Genomic DNA, 15,159 nt, shown 5'->3' with positions numbered 1-15,159 from the left:
AGTTTCGTTTGCTTTATCGTAGCAATTTTTCCTATTTGTGTCAATTGCTTTGCATAAATAATAGGAAAATTTTATGAATTTACATACTTTTATTACCCTAACGCGAAAGTCTGTAAACCAATTTTTTTAAGAAAAACGAAAAAAATACTAGCTATGATTAGAACAAGCCGTTCGATAGCTTCAATTTTCACTAGAAAAGTATGCTATGATAAAAAATAGGTTAGACCGTATATAATACGTATTAACTGACTATTTTATTGGTGTGAAAAGTGAGCTGTTTGATAATAAATTTAGGGATAGAGGTCTTTCGAATAGTATTGAATGGAAATCTAAAGTAAAAATAGATACAATAGAAGAATCATTGAATATGTGCGAGGAGGCAATGCGATGAGTGAACAGAAAACATTTTATATAACAACACCAATTTATTATCCAAGTGGTAAATTACATATTGGTCATGCTTATTCGACGGTGGCAGGCGATGCCATATCTCGTTATAAGCGCATGCGTGGTTATGATGTCATGTATTTAACGGGTACTGATGAACATGGTCAAAAAATCCAACGTAAAGCAGAGGAAAAAGGATTATCTCCTCAAGCGTATGTGGACGAAATTGTAAGTGGTATTCAGGATCTATGGAAGAAGCTAGAGATTACAAATGATGATTTTATACGAACCACACAAGAACGACATAAGAAGGTTGTCGCAAAAATATTTGATCAGTTAGTGAAGCAAGGAGATATTTACTTAGATGAATATGAAGGATGGTATTGTACATCTGATGAGTCCTTCTTTACAGAAAGACAATTGGTAGATGGTCAGTGTCCTGACTGTGGTGGAAAAGTTGAAATGGTTAAAGAAGAATCTTACTTCTTTAAAATGAGTAACTATGTAGACCGTCTTGTACAGTACTATGATGAACATCCAGAATTCATTCAACCGGAAAGTCGTAAGAATGAAATGCTAAATAACTTTATCAAACCAGGATTAGAGGATTTGGCAGTTTCTAGAACGACATTTGATTGGGGAGTTAAGGTCCCAGGTGATCCGAAGCATGTGATATATGTATGGATTGATGCTTTAAGTAACTATATTACAGCACTTGGCTATGGAACTGAGAATGAAGAGAAGTATAAAAAATATTGGCCGGCTGATGTGCATCTCATGAGTAAGGAAATTGTCCGTTTCCATACGATATATTGGCCGATCATGCTCATGGCGCTTGATCTACCTCTTCCAAAGAAAGTATTTGCCCATGGTTGGATATTGATGAAGGATGGAAAAATGTCTAAATCAAAAGGAAATGTAGTTGATCCAGTTAGCTTAATTGATCGCTATGGTTTAGATGCTCTTCGATATTATCTACTTCGCGAGGTACCATTCGGCTCAGATGGTGTATTTACACCAGAAGGATTTGTGGAGCGTACGAATTTTGATTTAGCAAATGATTTAGGTAACCTGTTAAATCGTACCGTTGCTATGATTGAAAAATACTTTGATGGGAAGCTTCCGGAATATCGTTTAGCAGAAACGGAAGTAGATGCATCCCTTGAGCAAACAATTAACGACACAATTAAGCATGTAGAAGAATCACTTGAAAATATGCAGTTCTCTGTTGCGCTATCATCACTATGGCAACTAATTAGTAGAACGAACAAATATATTGATGAAACAGAGCCTTGGGTTCTAGCAAAGGATGAGGCAAATAAAGCTAGACTAGGAAATGTGATGGCACATCTAGCCGATTCACTTCGTATCGTGGCTGTCATGCTGCAGCCATTCTTAACCAATGCACCAACTGAAATCTTTAAGCAATTAGGGGTTCAGGATGATTCATTGAAAGAATGGGATAGTGTTTATGCGTTAGGGCAAATAAAAGCTGGTACAATGGTAGAAAAAGGTGCTCCATTATTCCCTCGTCTTGAAGTAGAAGAAGAGGTTGCTGCCATCAAAGCTATGATGCAAGGTCCTCAAGTAGAGGCTAAAGAAGAACCACAAGAAGAGAAAAAAGCAGAAATTGTCTATGATGATTTTATGAAGCTTGATATGCGAGTTGCAGAAGTCATTCATGCAGAAAAAATGAAAAAAGCTGATAAGCTTCTGAAGCTTCAATTAGATTTAGGAACCGAGAAACGCCAAGTTATTTCGGGGATTGCAAAATATTACACACCTGAAGAGATGATAGGAAAGAAAGTTATTTGTGTAACCAATCTAAAACCAGTTAAACTACGTGGCGAGATGTCAGAAGGAATGATTTTATCTGGTGAGGATGCAAATGGCGAGCTATCACTAGCAACTGTAGAAGCAACATTACCAAATGGCTCCATTGTAAAATAAGTTATCCTATATGAATAAGGTCAGCAGGCTACGATTGTAGAGGTTGGCCTTTTCTATTCTATTTGGATATGAATAATAAACGAGTAAGGAAGGATACACATGTTATTTGATACACATGTTCATATGAATGCAAGACAATTTATAGAGGACCGTGACGAGGTTATTAAACGTGCATTTGAGACAGGAGTTACCCATATGGTCGTAGTAGGATTTGATCGTGAAACAATCCCACTAGCAATCGAAATAGCGGAGCAATATGAAACAATCTACGCAGCTGTTGGATGGCATCCAGTAGATGCGATTGATATGACAGATGAAGACTTAGCTTGGATAGAGGATTTATCCGCTCATCAGAAAGTAGTTGCAATAGGTGAAATGGGGTTAGACTATCATTGGGATAAATCTCCAAAGGAAATTCAGAAGGAAGTCTTTCGAAAACAAATCCAATTAGCGAAAAAAGTAGAAATGCCAATTATTATTCATAATCGGGAAGCAACAGAAGATATTATTGAAATTCTAAAAGAGGAAGGGGCATCTGAGGTAGGAGGAATTATGCACTGTTATAATGACTCTGTCCAATATGTTCAGACCTGTCTCGATATGAATTTTTATATTTCACTAGGTGGTCCCGTTACGTTTAAAAATGCTCCGTTGCCAAAGGAGGTAGCAAAAGAGGTTCCGCTTGATCGCTTACTTGTTGAGACGGACGCACCATTTTTAGCTCCTCATCCAAATCGAGGGAAGCGAAATGAACCCGCCTATGTTAAATTAGTTGCTGAGAAAATTGCCGAGCTAAGGGAATTATCTTTTGAAGAATTGAGTAAAAAAACCACTGAAAATGCCTTCTCTATTTTTAAAATAAATGCATAGAATAGTAAATATTTACTAATTGTTTCATATTTTATTCATAAATTAGACCGAAAAGACTAGAAAAGATCTAGTCTTTTTTTCTATTCTTGTAAACGTAGTAAATCCTTTAATAGCAACGATTCGGGTGATTTTATTTATTCTATCGTATCTTCTATCCCTTCGTTTGTAATGAAATTGTAAAACAAACGTAATCCTATAAGTATTTACTTTGCATAATAGTGTTTATATAATCAATTCGAATAAGGAGGCAAGATGCATGCGAATTTTTTCAAAGCTATTGCCGGCCTCGAGACAGAAGCTGGTTATTTCAAGTATTGGCATTGTCGTGCTTGTGGCATTTGCTAGTTTCATGCTATTTCAGGTGACGCAAAAAGAAGTAGTATTAGTGGAAAATGGCAAAGATAGTACTATTGACACACATGCAAATACCGTAGAAGAACTGCTTGAAGAAGTAGGAATTACTGTTGCAGAACATGATCAATTATCCCATGATATAGATGTAACAATTGTAGACGGTATGAAAATAGAATATGATACTGCACATAAAGTGACTGTTGTAGTAGATGGAAATGAGAAAGTTTACTATTCAGTAGCCGATACAGTTAATGGATTTTTAGAAGAAAATAAACTTTCGATTACAGAACGAGACGAAATTTCTCATAATCTAGATGAAGCCATTAATGGTGATTTAACGATTACGATTAAGCAAGCCTTTGAAGTGGCCATTCAAGATGGTGGTAAAGAAGTAAAGGCTTGGTCTACAGGTGGTTCTGTTCAAGATTTATTGGCAGTGAATAATATTACATTGTCGGAATTAGATAAAATTGAACCTGCAATAGACGAAGCTGTAACAAAGGATACGACGATCTCTATTGTTCGAGTTGAGAAGAAGACCGAAGAAGTAACCGAGTCTATTGCTTTCCAAACCGAAACACGTACCGATAGTTCGATGGAAAAAGGCGAGGAGACAGTGCTTGCTTCTGGTACAGATGGTTCTGTCGTGAAAACCTATGAAGTTACCTATGAAAATGGTAAAGAGGTTACTCGTGAGTTATTGGAAGAAGAAGTAACAAAAGAAAGTGAAAATCGTATCGTTGTGGTTGGTACAAAAGAGCCAGCACAAGATTTAGTCACACTTTCTTCCGGTAAAGAATTGACAATGACTGCAAGTGCTTTTACAGCGAACTGTTCAGGGTGCTCTGGGTACACTGCAACAGGAATAAATCTTAAAGCAAATCCGAACCAAAAAGTAATTGCGGTTGATCCTAGTGTTATCCCTCTAGGTACGAAGGTATGGGTAGAGGGTTATGGAGAAGCGATTGCTGGAGATACTGGTGGTCATATACAAGGATTCCGCATTGATGTCCATGTGCCAACAAAGGCAGATGCCTATCAATGGGGTGTGCGAAAAGTAAAGGTCAAGATTATCGAATAATGAAATCTATGCTCTTACCATGTTATAGTGGTAAGAGCATATTTATTTTTTTCCGGAAAAGTGAGGAGCATCTATTGAAGATTAAGGAAATAATTGTTGTAGAAGGCAAAGATGATACCGTAAAAATTAAGCTGGCTGTGGATGCAGATACAATTGAAACAAATGGTTCTGCCATCAATGATAGAACACTACAGCAAATAAGGCATGCAAAGGAAAAGCGTGGCGTTATTATTTTTACAGATCCTGATTATCCTGGTGAACGGATTAGGCATATCATTGATCAGGCGATACCAGGATGTAAGCATGCTTTTTTAACAAAGGAAAAAGCAAGAGCAAAGCATCCAGAGAACAGAAGTCTTGGTATAGAACATGCCTCAGTTGAGGCAATTAGACAAGCTCTAAAAGATGTATATGAACTAACCGAGTTGGAACAAACTGAAATTACAAAGGAAGATCTAATCCATCATCAGTTAATTGGCGGGTTAGGTGCAAGTAAAAAACGTGAAAAACTTGGGGAGCTATTACAGATTGGGCATACGAATGGTAAACAATTATTAAAAAGACTTACCATGTTTCAAATAACCAAAAAGCAGTTTGAAGAAGCGATGAAGGTTATCGAGCAGGAGGACATGCATGGATAAAAAATATATTGCAACACCGATTCGAACAAAAGAGATATTACAAAAGTATCATTTTACGTTTAAGAAAAGTCTAGGACAAAACTTCTTAATCGACGTGAATGTTTTAAAGAATATAATCGGGCATGCAGGTATTGATGAAACAACAGGAACAATAGAAATTGGCCCTGGAATTGGTGCTTTAACAGAGCAACTAGCAATTCATTCTGATAAAGTGGTTGCATTTGAAATTGATCAACGCTTGTTACCAATTCTACAAGATACACTAGCTGATTATGATAATATTAACATCATTCATGCGGATATTTTACAGGCAGACGTGAAGGAAGTAATAAAGCATAACTTTCCTGATGGACAGCAAATACATATTGTTGCTAATTTACCCTATTACATTACAACACCAATATTGATGAAGCTATTACGTGAACGCCTTCCAGTCGGAAGTATAACCGTCATGATACAAAAAGAAGTAGCAGATCGAATGGCAGCAAAGCCTAATACAAAAAGCTATGGGTCACTTACGATTGCGGTTCAATACTACACAGAGGCGAAGGTAGTAATGAATGTACCAAAAACAGTGTTCATGCCGCAACCAAATGTTGATTCCAGTATATTAAATTTAGTTGCTCGAAAAGCACCACCAGTTCAAGTAGAGGATGAAGACTACTTTTTTACTATTGTCCAAGCATGCTTTGCACAAAGAAGAAAAACATTGCGAAATAATTTATCGAGCCATTTTAAGGGAGAGTTCGATAAAGAGAAAATTAATGACATATTAGAATCCATTGAGATTGATGGAACAAGACGCGGCGAATCGTTAGATATGCAGGAGTTTAGTATGCTTGCAAATGCGTTTTATCGACTTCAACAGCACGAATAATTAGAATAATGGTATTTTGAATTCGCTAACAGAAAGCTATTGCTAACAAGAAGCAATGGCTTTTTTTTACGAGTAAATGTATAACCAGCCCATACACTTCCTCTAGAGCGCTTGCACGTAATTCATAGCTGAAAGCACGTATAAGCGACTTTCCTCATAGTCTATAGCGTAGGAATGCTTTCATCATGATGAAGGCTGTGAGGTGGATATATGGAACGAAGAACAGCAGGAGAGTTAGTAACACGAAAATCGTATAAGCATGATTTATTATTTCGGATTGCAACCGTCAGTCAGGATAGAGCGATATTGCATGGTGAAGATATTCGTCTGGAAGCGGATGCGCCATTAGATGATTTAACGAAAGTTGAAGAAAGAGATTTAGAAAAAAGAAGGCAAAAAGGCAAAGAACAAGAAGAATTTTCTTATCGTTTATTCCGTCAAGATTATCAACTAATGAAGGAAAAACGTGACTTTCAATCAACCGATGGTTATCAATATGCAGAATATTTTCAGTTGCCTGCGCGCGTTCTTCATTTAGACGGCGATCAGTCCTATTTAAGAAAATGTATTGCCTTATATCAACGATTAGGACTACAAGTTCATGGAGTTCATTTACATGAAAAAGAAATGTCTTTTCAAATACGTGGCTTAATTGAAAAAATACAACCAGATATCATTGTGATAACAGGCCATGACTCCTTTTCTAAAAGTAAAGGAACGAAGGATGATATCCGCGCATACCGGCATTCAAAATATTTTGCCGAAACAGTAAGAGAAGCGAGAAAAGCGGTGCCGAGTTTAGATCAGCTTGTCATCTTTGCTGGAGCTTGTCAATCGCACTTTGAATCGCTAATTCGTGCAGGTGCGAATTTTGCTAGTTCACCATTTCGAATTAATATTCATGCACTAGATCCAGTCTATATTGCAGCAAAGGTTGCCTATACGCCATTTATGGATAAAGTAAGTGTTTGGGATGCATTGCGCAATACCATGACCGGAGAAAAAGGAATGGGTGGTGTCGAAACAAAAGGATTGCTTCGTACAGGACTTCCTTACTTAAAGGAGGAAGCGGACAGTTCGGATGAGCCATCAGCTCCAACAGAATATATGTAGAAATTTTTACTCGACTAGCGTTTGAAGCAGGTCGAGTTTTATTTTTTCCATTGCTGTAAGTTATATAAAAAACATACATATTTTGTTAACATTTTGCCATAATAAGACCAATAGGCGAAATTTAGTTGTTGACATCAAAAAACATATCTTGTTATAATATAAGATTTTATTTGACTCTAATACAAGCTTATGTTATACTGAGACTACAGTGAGGTGGAGTGTATTGGCTAAAACATTAATCGAAATTAAGCAAGGTCTTGAAGGTCAGATTGGAAAGCGATTGACTTTAAAAGCTAATGGTGGCAGAAGGAAGACAATTGAACGATCGGGAGTATTAGCAGAGACATATCCTTCTGTTTTTATTGTTGAGCTAGACCAAGATGAGAATGCTTTCGAACGTGTTTCATACAGCTATGCAGACGTACTAACGGAAACAGTAGAACTAAACTTCAATGATGAACGTACAAAGGCAATTTTATTGGATCAGTAACCAACTAGGTTTACTGATCTATATTTTTGAATTGAATTATTTGATTATTTAAATAAAAACATGAGGAAGAAGAAGATGGACATACTAGAAAAAGGTAATATTGATGAGATTATGGAACAGATTGCAGGTATCTTAGAAGCTAATAAAGAGCCCTATGCTTCTTTCAATTGTACATATGAAATACAGCTACTAGATGAAAAGCTATCCTATCAACTTCAATTTCATAATGGCGTGGCTACTGTCATGAATGACCTGGTCGATAAACCTGATTGTGTACTGAAGATGGAAAGTAAGCTATTTCGTAAGTTTCTAAATGGCAATTTAAATAGTATGACAGCATTTATGACAGGAAAACTAAAGGTAGATGGCAATATCGGACTCGCCTTAAAGCTAGAAAAGCTGTTAAAGGAATATCAGTTCTAAACATATATTTCCTTATTTGCCTATAAATAACGCGGCTACTTTTGAAGAAAACGCAGAAAATAAGTGTGTCGTAAGAAGTTTTAACACGGAAAGGGGTTGTTCTTTCGTGGGGAGACGTAGAGGTATCATGTCTGACCAACTGAAAGAAGAAATTGCAAAAGAGTTAGGCTTTTACGACACGGTTCAAAAAGAAGGCTGGGGCGGAATTAAGGCAAGGGATGCCGGGAACATGGTAAAACGTGCGATTGAAATAGCCGAGCAAAACATGCAGAGCAGATCATAAGAGATCTGCTCTGTTTTTTTAGTGTTTTCATTGGAGATGAGCGTACATATAGCGAATACTTCAAACAGTCGCTTCCAATTTTAATATATGTTACAATTTTCATACATGAAAAAAGTAGGTGACGGATATGACTCATTTTGAGAAGGCGCCTGCTAAAATCAACTTATCCTTGGACGTTATAAGGAAACGTAGTGACGGTTATCATGATGTCGAAATGATTATGACAACGGTTGATTTAGCAGACCGAATTGAGTTGAATACCTTACAGGAAGATCGAATTGAAGTGTCCTTATGGAGTAGGTATGTACCGAATGATGAACGGAATTTAGCCTATAAAGCAGCGAAGGCTTTTAAATCAAGATACAACATAACCAAAGGAGTCCAAATAAAAATTGAAAAAGTCATTCCTGTATCTGCAGGATTAGGTGGAGGTAGTACAGATGCTGCTGCTGTTTTGCGTGGATTAAACAAGCTCTGGGACTTGAATATTCCCATTCAAGAGCTAGCAGCACTTGGCGCGACAATAGGTTCGGATGTACCCTTTTGTGTTTACGGTTCAACAGGTATTGCAAAAGGATTTGGTGATATCATTGAAACGTTACCACCGCCACCACCCTTTTGGGTTATCTTAGCTAAACCAGATATTGGTGTTTCTACAAAAACAATCTTTCAACGTGTTGATATTAATGAGGTCATCCACCCGAATACAAATAAAGTTATCGAAGCATTATATGAAAAAGACTTCAAGAAACTTTGTCAAAACATTGGAAATTCACTAGAGCCGGTAACAACCTCACTTCATCCAGAGGTACAACGGATAAAAGAAAAAATGCAACAGGCAGGGGCTTCCGGTGTCCTGATGAGTGGAAGTGGGCCAACCGTGTATGGAATTGTAGAGCAGCAAAGTAAGGCGCAACGAATCTACAATGGTATGAGAGGTTTCTGTCACGAAGTGTATTTAGTAAGATTAATTGGCTAGCACTTGCTAAAGTCGTATAATGATGGTATCTTAATAGGAAATAATTCGGTTTTTGAGGTGGGCTCATGAAGAGAAGTGCACGTTTAGTAGCAATAACAAACTTTTTTCTGGAAAATCCAAGAATTCATAAAAATTTACCATCATTCTCTGAGAAGTATCATGCAGCAAAGGCTTCTATTAGTGAGGATTTAGACATTATTGATCAAATGTTCCAAGCAGAAGGTCTAGGCTATTTGAAACGAACAGCAGGATCAGCGGGCGGAGTGATGTATATTCCAGAGTCAACATTAGAAAATGGCGTGGAATTTGTTAAACAATTGTGTGAGCGACTAAAGGATCCAGTTCGTATTCTTCCAGGTGGATATCTTTATATGAGTGATATTTTAGGAGAACCTAGTACGGTTCGTGAAATTGGACGGGTCTTCGCATCAAGCTTTGCAAAGCTTGATATTGATGTAGTCGTAACGGTCGCTACAAAAGGAATTCCACTTGCATATGCTGTTGCATCCTTTTTGAATGTGCCAGTTGTCATTGTCAGAAGAGATCCAAAGGTTACAGAAGGGTCTTCTGTTAGCATTAACTATGTGTCAGGTTCTTCTAGAAAAATACAAACAATGGTACTACCGAAGCGTAGCTTAGAGGAAGGTGCTAATGTTTGCATCATTGATGACTTCATGAAAGCCGGTGGAACGATCAATGGCATGGTCAGCTTACTAGCGGAATTTAATGCAAATGTAAAAGCAATTGGAGTACTTGCGGAAGCAGATGATGAAGAGGAAGAACGTGTTGTAGAAGATTATACGTCACTTATTAAGATTTCGAATGTTGATTTAAAAGAAAAATTGATATCGGTACAACGTGGGAATTTCGTGCAGAAATCCTGATTCTATAAGACCTTTCTAATTGGAAAGGTTTTATTTTTTTTACTTTTTGTGTAAATTATTAAACTTTTTTCAAATTTAAGCAGGAATTCTATAATATTTGTAGAATTAGAATAATTAACTTAAATACGAAAAGGTGGTGAAACAGCATGGAAGTAACTGACGTAAGATTACGCCGTGTGAATACGGAAGGTAGAATGCGCGCAATAGCATCCATTACGTTGGATCAGGAATTTGTCGTTCATGATATCCGCGTTATTGACGGTAATAATGGATTATTTGTTGCAATGCCATCCAAACGAACTCCTGATGGTGAGTTCAGAGATATTGCACATCCGATAAATTCTAATACTCGTTCTAAGATTCAAGATGCCGTATTAGAAGAATATCGCCGTGCAGGTGAAGAAGTGGAATATGAGGAAGCCGGAGCTTCCTAAAATGAAACCCTTTACAACTAGAGGTCTAATCTCCTACAGATTAGCCTTCTTTTTTTGTGCCCCATATTATCCCTTTCAAAAGGCTCTCTATTGGTTGAAATCAACAGTTTTTTAGGATATAGTCATAATGGATAATGGATATGTTAAAAGACTGGTTTATTAATTTAAATATTGGAGGGTCCCCTCGTGACAAACAGATATGCAATCATTCTTGCTGCTGGTCAAGGTACCAGAATGAAATCAAAGCTATATAAAGTGCTTCACCCAGTTCTTGGAAAACCGATGGTACAGCATGTACTAGAACAAGTACAAGTAGTCGGTCCAGAGGATATTGTTACCGTTGTTGGATTCGGTTCAGATAAAGTAAAAGACCACCTTGGTGAAGCTTGTAAGTTTGTTCTTCAGGAAGAGCAGCTAGGAACTGGTCATGCGGTTATGCAGGCTGAAGAATTACTACAGGATAAAGAAGGAACAACGATTGTTGTTTGTGGGGATACACCACTTATAACGGGTGAAACCTTTCAGCAGCTCTTTGACCACCATGAAAAGGAAGGTTCAAAGGCTACTATCTTAACTGCAAAAGCTCCTAATCCTTCTGGTTACGGTAGGGTAATTCGTAATGAAAAAGGTAATGTAGAGCGAATTGTTGAGCATAAGGATGCTAGCTCCGATGAATTACTGGTAGATGAGATTAATACAGGTACGTACTGTTTTGATAATAAGGCATTATTTGAGGCACTGAAGGAAGTTTCGAATGATAATGCACAAGGTGAATATTATTTACCAGATGTTATTGAAATTCTTAAAAATAAATCTGAAAAGGTAAGTGCATTTTTAACCTCAAACTTCGATGAGACATTGGGTGTTAATGACCGTATTGCATTAGCGCAAGCGGAAAAAACCATGAAATTACGCATCAATGAACAGCATATGCGTAATGGTGTAACGATTATTGATCCTGAAAACACATATATTCAGCCAGAAGTGGTGATTGAGCAGGATGTTGTGATTTATCCTGGTACGATCATTAATGGCCCCTCCATTATTAAAGAAAATGCTATTATTGGTCCAAATAGTGAAATAGCTAACTGTGAGGTTGGTAGGGATACCGTCATTAAACAGAGTGTGGCAACGGATAGTAAGATTGGCGAACGCGTCAATATTGGTCCATTTGCGCATATTAGACCAAATGCAACAATTGGTGATGAGGTGAAGATTGGAAACTTTGTCGAAATTAAGAAAACTGAAATCGGTGAGGGTAGCAAAGTTTCACATTTAAGTTACATAGGTGACGCACTTGTTGGAAGCAATGTGAATGTTGGTTGTGGTACAATAACAGTGAACTATGATGGTAAAAATAAATACTTAACCACAATTGAAGATGATACATTTATTGGCTGTAATTCTAATCTTGTTGCACCTGTAACAATTGGAAAAGGATCGTATGTTGCTGCGGGATCTACGATTACAAAAGACGTACCAACAGATGCATTATCTGTCGCTCGTGCTAGACAAGAAAATAAAGAAGGCTACGCATCTAGACTTAAAAACAGATTAAAGGATAAATAATAACGGAGGGTTTATTTCATGTCTCATTACCAGAATTCTAATATGAAGGTTTTCTCACTTAATTCAAATCCAAAGCTAGCAGAAGAAATTGCTAACCACATCGGAATTTCTTTGGGGAAATGTACGGTTACATCTTTTAGTGATGGAGAAATTCAGATTAATATTGAAGAGAGTGTTCGTGGCAGTGATGTTTATGTAGTGCAATCAACGAGTACTCCAGTAAACCAACACATAATGGAATTGTTAATTATGTTGGATGCATTAAAGCGAGCTTCCGCAAAATCTATTAATGTTGTGATGCCATATTATGGTTATGCAAGACAGGATCGTAAGGCTCGAGCAAGAGAACCAATCACAGCAAAACTAGTAGCAAACCTATTAGAAACAGCTGGTGCCGATCGCGTTATTACACTAGACTTACATGCCCCGCAGATTCAAGGGTTCTTTGATGGCCCAATCGATCACTTACAAGGTGTACCGTTGCTCTCCGATTACTTTGAAGCGAAAAACTTTGAAGATATCATCATCGTTTCACCTGACCATGGTGGTGTAACCAGAGCTAGAAAGATGGCAGAACGCTTAAAAGCTCCGATTGGTATTATTGATAAGAGAAGACCACGCCCTAATGTTGCTGAAGTAATGAATATTATTGGTAATATTGAAGGTAAGACGGCAATCCTAATCGACGATATTATTGATACAGCTGGTACGATTACGTTAGCTGCAAATGCTTTAATCGAAAATGGTGCAACAGATGTGTATGCTTGCTGCACACATCCAGTATTGTCAGGACCAGCAATAGAACGTATTTCAAATTCAAAAATTAAAGAATTGGTTGTTACCAATTCAATCCCTCTACCACAAGATAAGATGATTGATAAAATCACTCAGCTATCAGTGGCACCGCTTATTGGTGAGGCAATAATCCGAGTTCATGAAGAACAATCCGTTAGTATTTTATTCGATTAACGTTTAAGCAAGCTGTTTTAAGGGAACATACTATATTAGGCACCAAGATTTAGATAAAAATTTCATATACGAGAAAGTTTGTCACAGAATTATTGGATGATATCGAGTTTATAATTGGAAGGATGATAATTATGTCAGTAACCTTAAATGCAATGAAACGAGAAGATCATGCAAAATCGACAACCAAACAACTCAGAAACAGTGGACAAGTACCTGCTATAGTCTACGGAAAAGAAAAGGCATCTAAATCAATTTCTGTTGATAGTATGGAGCTACTAAAAACAGTACGTGATGAAGGAAAGAATGCGATTATTTCACTAACAGTACAAGGGGACTCCCCTGTAGATGTGATGCTTCATGAGTATCAAACGGATAATATTAAAGAACAAATTTTACATGCAGACTTTTATATCGTTAATATGACAGAAGAAATGGATACAACTGTACCAGTACGACTTGTTGGTGAACCAGAGAATGGTGTTGTTCAGCAGCCTTTATACGAAGTACAAGTTCGAGCGATGCCAAGTAATATTCCAACTGAAATTACAGTAGACATTTCCACACATAGTATTGGTGATATCATTTCAGTAGCCGATCTGCCTAAAGCGACAGCTTATCAAGTAACGGAGGATGAAGACACAGTTATTGCTAGTGTTTTAGCTCCAAATACAAATGCAGATATGGAAGGTACTGAAGAAACAGGTGAAGAACCAGAATTTACTGGTGAAGCACAATCAGAAGCAAATGCAGACTAAATGAAATGATACGTTCTTGTAAAGAATAAATAGAGAAACCCTCCATATAATTCTTTTATATGGAGGGATTATTATATTTAGATAAGGGAAGAAACTGGGATGAAATGTATTGTAGGATTAGGAAATCCAGGAAAAAAATATCAAACTACTAGACATAATATTGGCTTTATGGTCATTGAAGAATTATTAAATCGTCATCATTGGCAACTGAACAAAGATAAATTTAAGGGTAAGTATGCTTTAGAAAATTTAAATGGTGAAAAAATAGTATTGTTAGAGCCACAAACCTTTATGAATCTTTCAGGTGAATCACTTCGTCCCATTATGGATTACTATAATATTGAACTTGAAGATGTGTTAATCATTTATGATGATCTGGATCTTCCACCAGGTAAAATTAGGCTGCGCCAAAAAGGAGGACATGGTGGTCATAATGGTATTCGCTCCATTATTGATCATGTAGGTACCAAGGATTTTAAGCGCATTCGTATAGGTGTTGGGCGGCCAACATCGCCATTATCTGTAGTAGATTACGTACTAGGTTCTTTTTATAAAGAGGAGCAGGAATTAGTCAGACAAAGCATTGAAAAGGCTGCGGACGCCTGTGAACGTTGGATGGAGAAACCATTTGAAGAAGTCATGAATGAATATAATGCGTAAACGAATAAATTAATCGGAAGAAATTGCTGTATTTCGTATAAATTAGTACTTTTCGGATAAACCTATTAACTAATATTCCATGTTTATTCGAGGAGGTTTTTCTATGTCTATTGTCTATAAATGTAGACATTGTGGGCATGTTATTGGTGAAATAAATCAGCAAGTAGTGGATACTTCCATTTTAGGATGGAATAAGCTAACAAACGAGGAAAAAAGAGAAATGATTCAATACAAATCAAATGGAGATGTGCAGATTCAAGCAATTTGTGAAAATTGTGAGGAGTCATTAGGACATCATCCAGAATATCATGAATTAGATTTTTTTATCCAATAATAGGTAAAGATAGCTTTGGTTTTTCAAGCCAAGGCATTTTTGCGCTTGCTTAATAGAGAGGAAAGAAGCTATTAAGTTAGCATTGGTTTTGTTGCTCATAGGGAAA

The 15,159-nt window shown here is 37.0% G+C and carries 17 protein-coding genes; all 17 read left to right on the top strand.

Translation table 11 applies throughout. The features are described 5' to 3' along the window. Positions 1–387 precede the first annotated feature (387 nt). The 17 genes from metG to fin all read left to right on the top strand — a co-directional run bounded on the left by metG (position 388) and on the right by fin (position 15,053). Positions 388–2,337, top strand: a complete 1,950-nt coding sequence (metG, locus tag ABC228_RS06010) for a methionine--tRNA ligase (RefSeq protein WP_345824209.1) — start codon at positions 388–390, stop codon at positions 2,335–2,337. Positions 2,338–2,436: 99 nt separating this feature from the next. Next, complete coding sequence (locus tag ABC228_RS06005; RefSeq protein ID WP_345824208.1) at positions 2,437–3,207, top strand: TatD family hydrolase; 771 nt, start codon at positions 2,437–2,439, stop codon at positions 3,205–3,207. A 256-nt stretch (positions 3,208–3,463) separates the two neighbouring features. After that, positions 3,464–4,642: a resuscitation-promoting factor gene (locus tag ABC228_RS06000; RefSeq protein ID WP_345824207.1), complete on the top strand. Its 1,179-nt coding sequence runs from the start codon at positions 3,464–3,466 to the stop codon at positions 4,640–4,642. 74 nt (positions 4,643–4,716) lie between these two features. Further along, a complete protein-coding gene (gene rnmV / locus ABC228_RS05995) occupies positions 4,717–5,283 on the top strand; it encodes a ribonuclease M5 (protein WP_345824206.1) in 567 nt (188 codons plus the stop codon). Beyond that, entirely contained in the window at positions 5,276–6,160 is an 885-nt protein-coding gene (rsmA, locus tag ABC228_RS05990; protein ID WP_345824205.1) for a 16S rRNA (adenine(1518)-N(6)/adenine(1519)-N(6))-dimethyltransferase RsmA, read from the top strand. Before rnmV ends, rsmA begins: the two co-directional genes overlap by 8 nt. A gap of 210 nt (positions 6,161–6,370) precedes the next feature. After that, positions 6,371–7,273: a sporulation peptidase YabG gene (gene yabG / locus ABC228_RS05985; protein ID WP_345824204.1), complete on the top strand. Its 903-nt coding sequence runs from the start codon at positions 6,371–6,373 to the stop codon at positions 7,271–7,273. A gap of 223 nt (positions 7,274–7,496) precedes the next feature. Further along, complete coding sequence (gene veg / locus ABC228_RS05980; protein ID WP_345824203.1) at positions 7,497–7,763, top strand: biofilm formation stimulator Veg; 267 nt, start codon at positions 7,497–7,499, stop codon at positions 7,761–7,763. A 75-nt stretch (positions 7,764–7,838) separates the two neighbouring features. Then, entirely contained in the window at positions 7,839–8,186 is a 348-nt protein-coding gene (locus ABC228_RS05975; RefSeq protein ID WP_345824202.1) for an SCP2 sterol-binding domain-containing protein, read from the top strand. A gap of 106 nt (positions 8,187–8,292) precedes the next feature. Continuing rightward, positions 8,293–8,469 (top strand): small, acid-soluble spore protein, alpha/beta type, encoded by a 177-nt coding sequence (locus tag ABC228_RS05970; RefSeq protein WP_345824201.1) that lies wholly within the window; start codon positions 8,293–8,295, stop codon positions 8,467–8,469. 127 nt (positions 8,470–8,596) lie between these two features. Next, positions 8,597–9,448 (top strand): 4-(cytidine 5'-diphospho)-2-C-methyl-D-erythritol kinase, encoded by an 852-nt coding sequence (ispE, locus tag ABC228_RS05965; RefSeq protein ID WP_345824200.1) that lies wholly within the window; start codon positions 8,597–8,599, stop codon positions 9,446–9,448. Between the two features lie 65 nt (positions 9,449–9,513). Beyond that, on the top strand, positions 9,514–10,332 hold the full coding sequence (purR, locus tag ABC228_RS05960; RefSeq protein ID WP_345824199.1) for a pur operon repressor: 819 nt from the start codon (positions 9,514–9,516) through the stop codon (positions 10,330–10,332). Positions 10,333–10,478: 146 nt separating this feature from the next. Then, on the top strand, positions 10,479–10,766 hold the full coding sequence (gene spoVG, locus ABC228_RS05955) for a septation regulator SpoVG (protein WP_047980716.1): 288 nt from the start codon (positions 10,479–10,481) through the stop codon (positions 10,764–10,766). A gap of 186 nt (positions 10,767–10,952) precedes the next feature. Continuing rightward, positions 10,953–12,335, top strand: coding sequence for a bifunctional UDP-N-acetylglucosamine diphosphorylase/glucosamine-1-phosphate N-acetyltransferase GlmU (gene glmU, locus ABC228_RS05950; RefSeq protein ID WP_345824198.1), 1,383 nt, complete (start codon positions 10,953–10,955; stop codon positions 12,333–12,335). 18 nt (positions 12,336–12,353) lie between these two features. Continuing rightward, complete coding sequence (locus ABC228_RS05945; RefSeq protein WP_345824197.1) at positions 12,354–13,304, top strand: ribose-phosphate diphosphokinase; 951 nt, start codon at positions 12,354–12,356, stop codon at positions 13,302–13,304. A 131-nt stretch (positions 13,305–13,435) separates the two neighbouring features. Next, the gene (locus ABC228_RS05940) at positions 13,436–14,059 is read left to right on the top strand and encodes a 50S ribosomal protein L25/general stress protein Ctc (RefSeq protein ID WP_345824196.1); all 624 of its coding nucleotides are present in this window, start codon (positions 13,436–13,438) and stop codon (positions 14,057–14,059) included. Between the two features lie 99 nt (positions 14,060–14,158). Beyond that, positions 14,159–14,719 carry an aminoacyl-tRNA hydrolase gene (gene pth, locus ABC228_RS05935; protein WP_345824195.1) on the top strand — a complete coding sequence of 187 codons (561 nt, stop codon included), beginning with the start codon at positions 14,159–14,161 and terminating at the stop codon, positions 14,717–14,719. Between the two features lie 103 nt (positions 14,720–14,822). Further along, a complete protein-coding gene (fin, locus tag ABC228_RS05930; protein ID WP_345824194.1) occupies positions 14,823–15,053 on the top strand; it encodes an anti-sigma-F factor Fin in 231 nt (76 codons plus the stop codon). The last annotated feature ends 106 nt before the right edge of the window (positions 15,054–15,159 follow it).

This window comes from Ornithinibacillus xuwenensis, assembly GCF_039614845.1.
Classification (GTDB): Bacteria; Bacillota; Bacilli; order Bacillales; family Amphibacillaceae; genus Ornithinibacillus; species Ornithinibacillus xuwenensis.
Note: the sequence above shows the minus strand (reverse complement) of the source record. Positions and strands in the feature narration are given on the sequence as shown.

What these genes read in the sequence shown, in the direction of transcription:
- ABC228_RS05945 (WP_345824197.1), top strand. Translation starts at nt 12,354, where the DNA reads ATGTCTCATTACCAGAATTCTAATATGAAGGTTTTCTCACTTAATTCA.
- ABC228_RS05940 (WP_345824196.1), top strand. Translation starts at nt 13,436, where the DNA reads ATGTCAGTAACCTTAAATGCAATGAAACGAGAAGATCATGCAAAATCG.
- rsmA (WP_345824205.1), top strand. Translation starts at nt 5,276, where the DNA reads ATGGATAAAAAATATATTGCAACACCGATTCGAACAAAAGAGATATTA.
- ispE (WP_345824200.1), top strand. Translation starts at nt 8,597, where the DNA reads ATGACTCATTTTGAGAAGGCGCCTGCTAAAATCAACTTATCCTTGGAC.
- spoVG (WP_047980716.1), top strand. Translation starts at nt 10,479, where the DNA reads ATGGAAGTAACTGACGTAAGATTACGCCGTGTGAATACGGAAGGTAGA.
- yabG (WP_345824204.1), top strand. Translation starts at nt 6,371, where the DNA reads ATGGAACGAAGAACAGCAGGAGAGTTAGTAACACGAAAATCGTATAAG.
- ABC228_RS05975 (WP_345824202.1), top strand. Translation starts at nt 7,839, where the DNA reads ATGGACATACTAGAAAAAGGTAATATTGATGAGATTATGGAACAGATT.
- ABC228_RS06005 (WP_345824208.1), top strand. Translation starts at nt 2,437, where the DNA reads ATGTTATTTGATACACATGTTCATATGAATGCAAGACAATTTATAGAG.
- pth (WP_345824195.1), top strand. Translation starts at nt 14,159, where the DNA reads ATGAAATGTATTGTAGGATTAGGAAATCCAGGAAAAAAATATCAAACT.
- ABC228_RS06000 (WP_345824207.1), top strand. Translation starts at nt 3,464, where the DNA reads ATGCGAATTTTTTCAAAGCTATTGCCGGCCTCGAGACAGAAGCTGGTT.
- metG (WP_345824209.1), top strand. Translation starts at nt 388, where the DNA reads ATGAGTGAACAGAAAACATTTTATATAACAACACCAATTTATTATCCA.
- fin (WP_345824194.1), top strand. Translation starts at nt 14,823, where the DNA reads ATGTCTATTGTCTATAAATGTAGACATTGTGGGCATGTTATTGGTGAA.
- purR (WP_345824199.1), top strand. Translation starts at nt 9,514, where the DNA reads ATGAAGAGAAGTGCACGTTTAGTAGCAATAACAAACTTTTTTCTGGAA.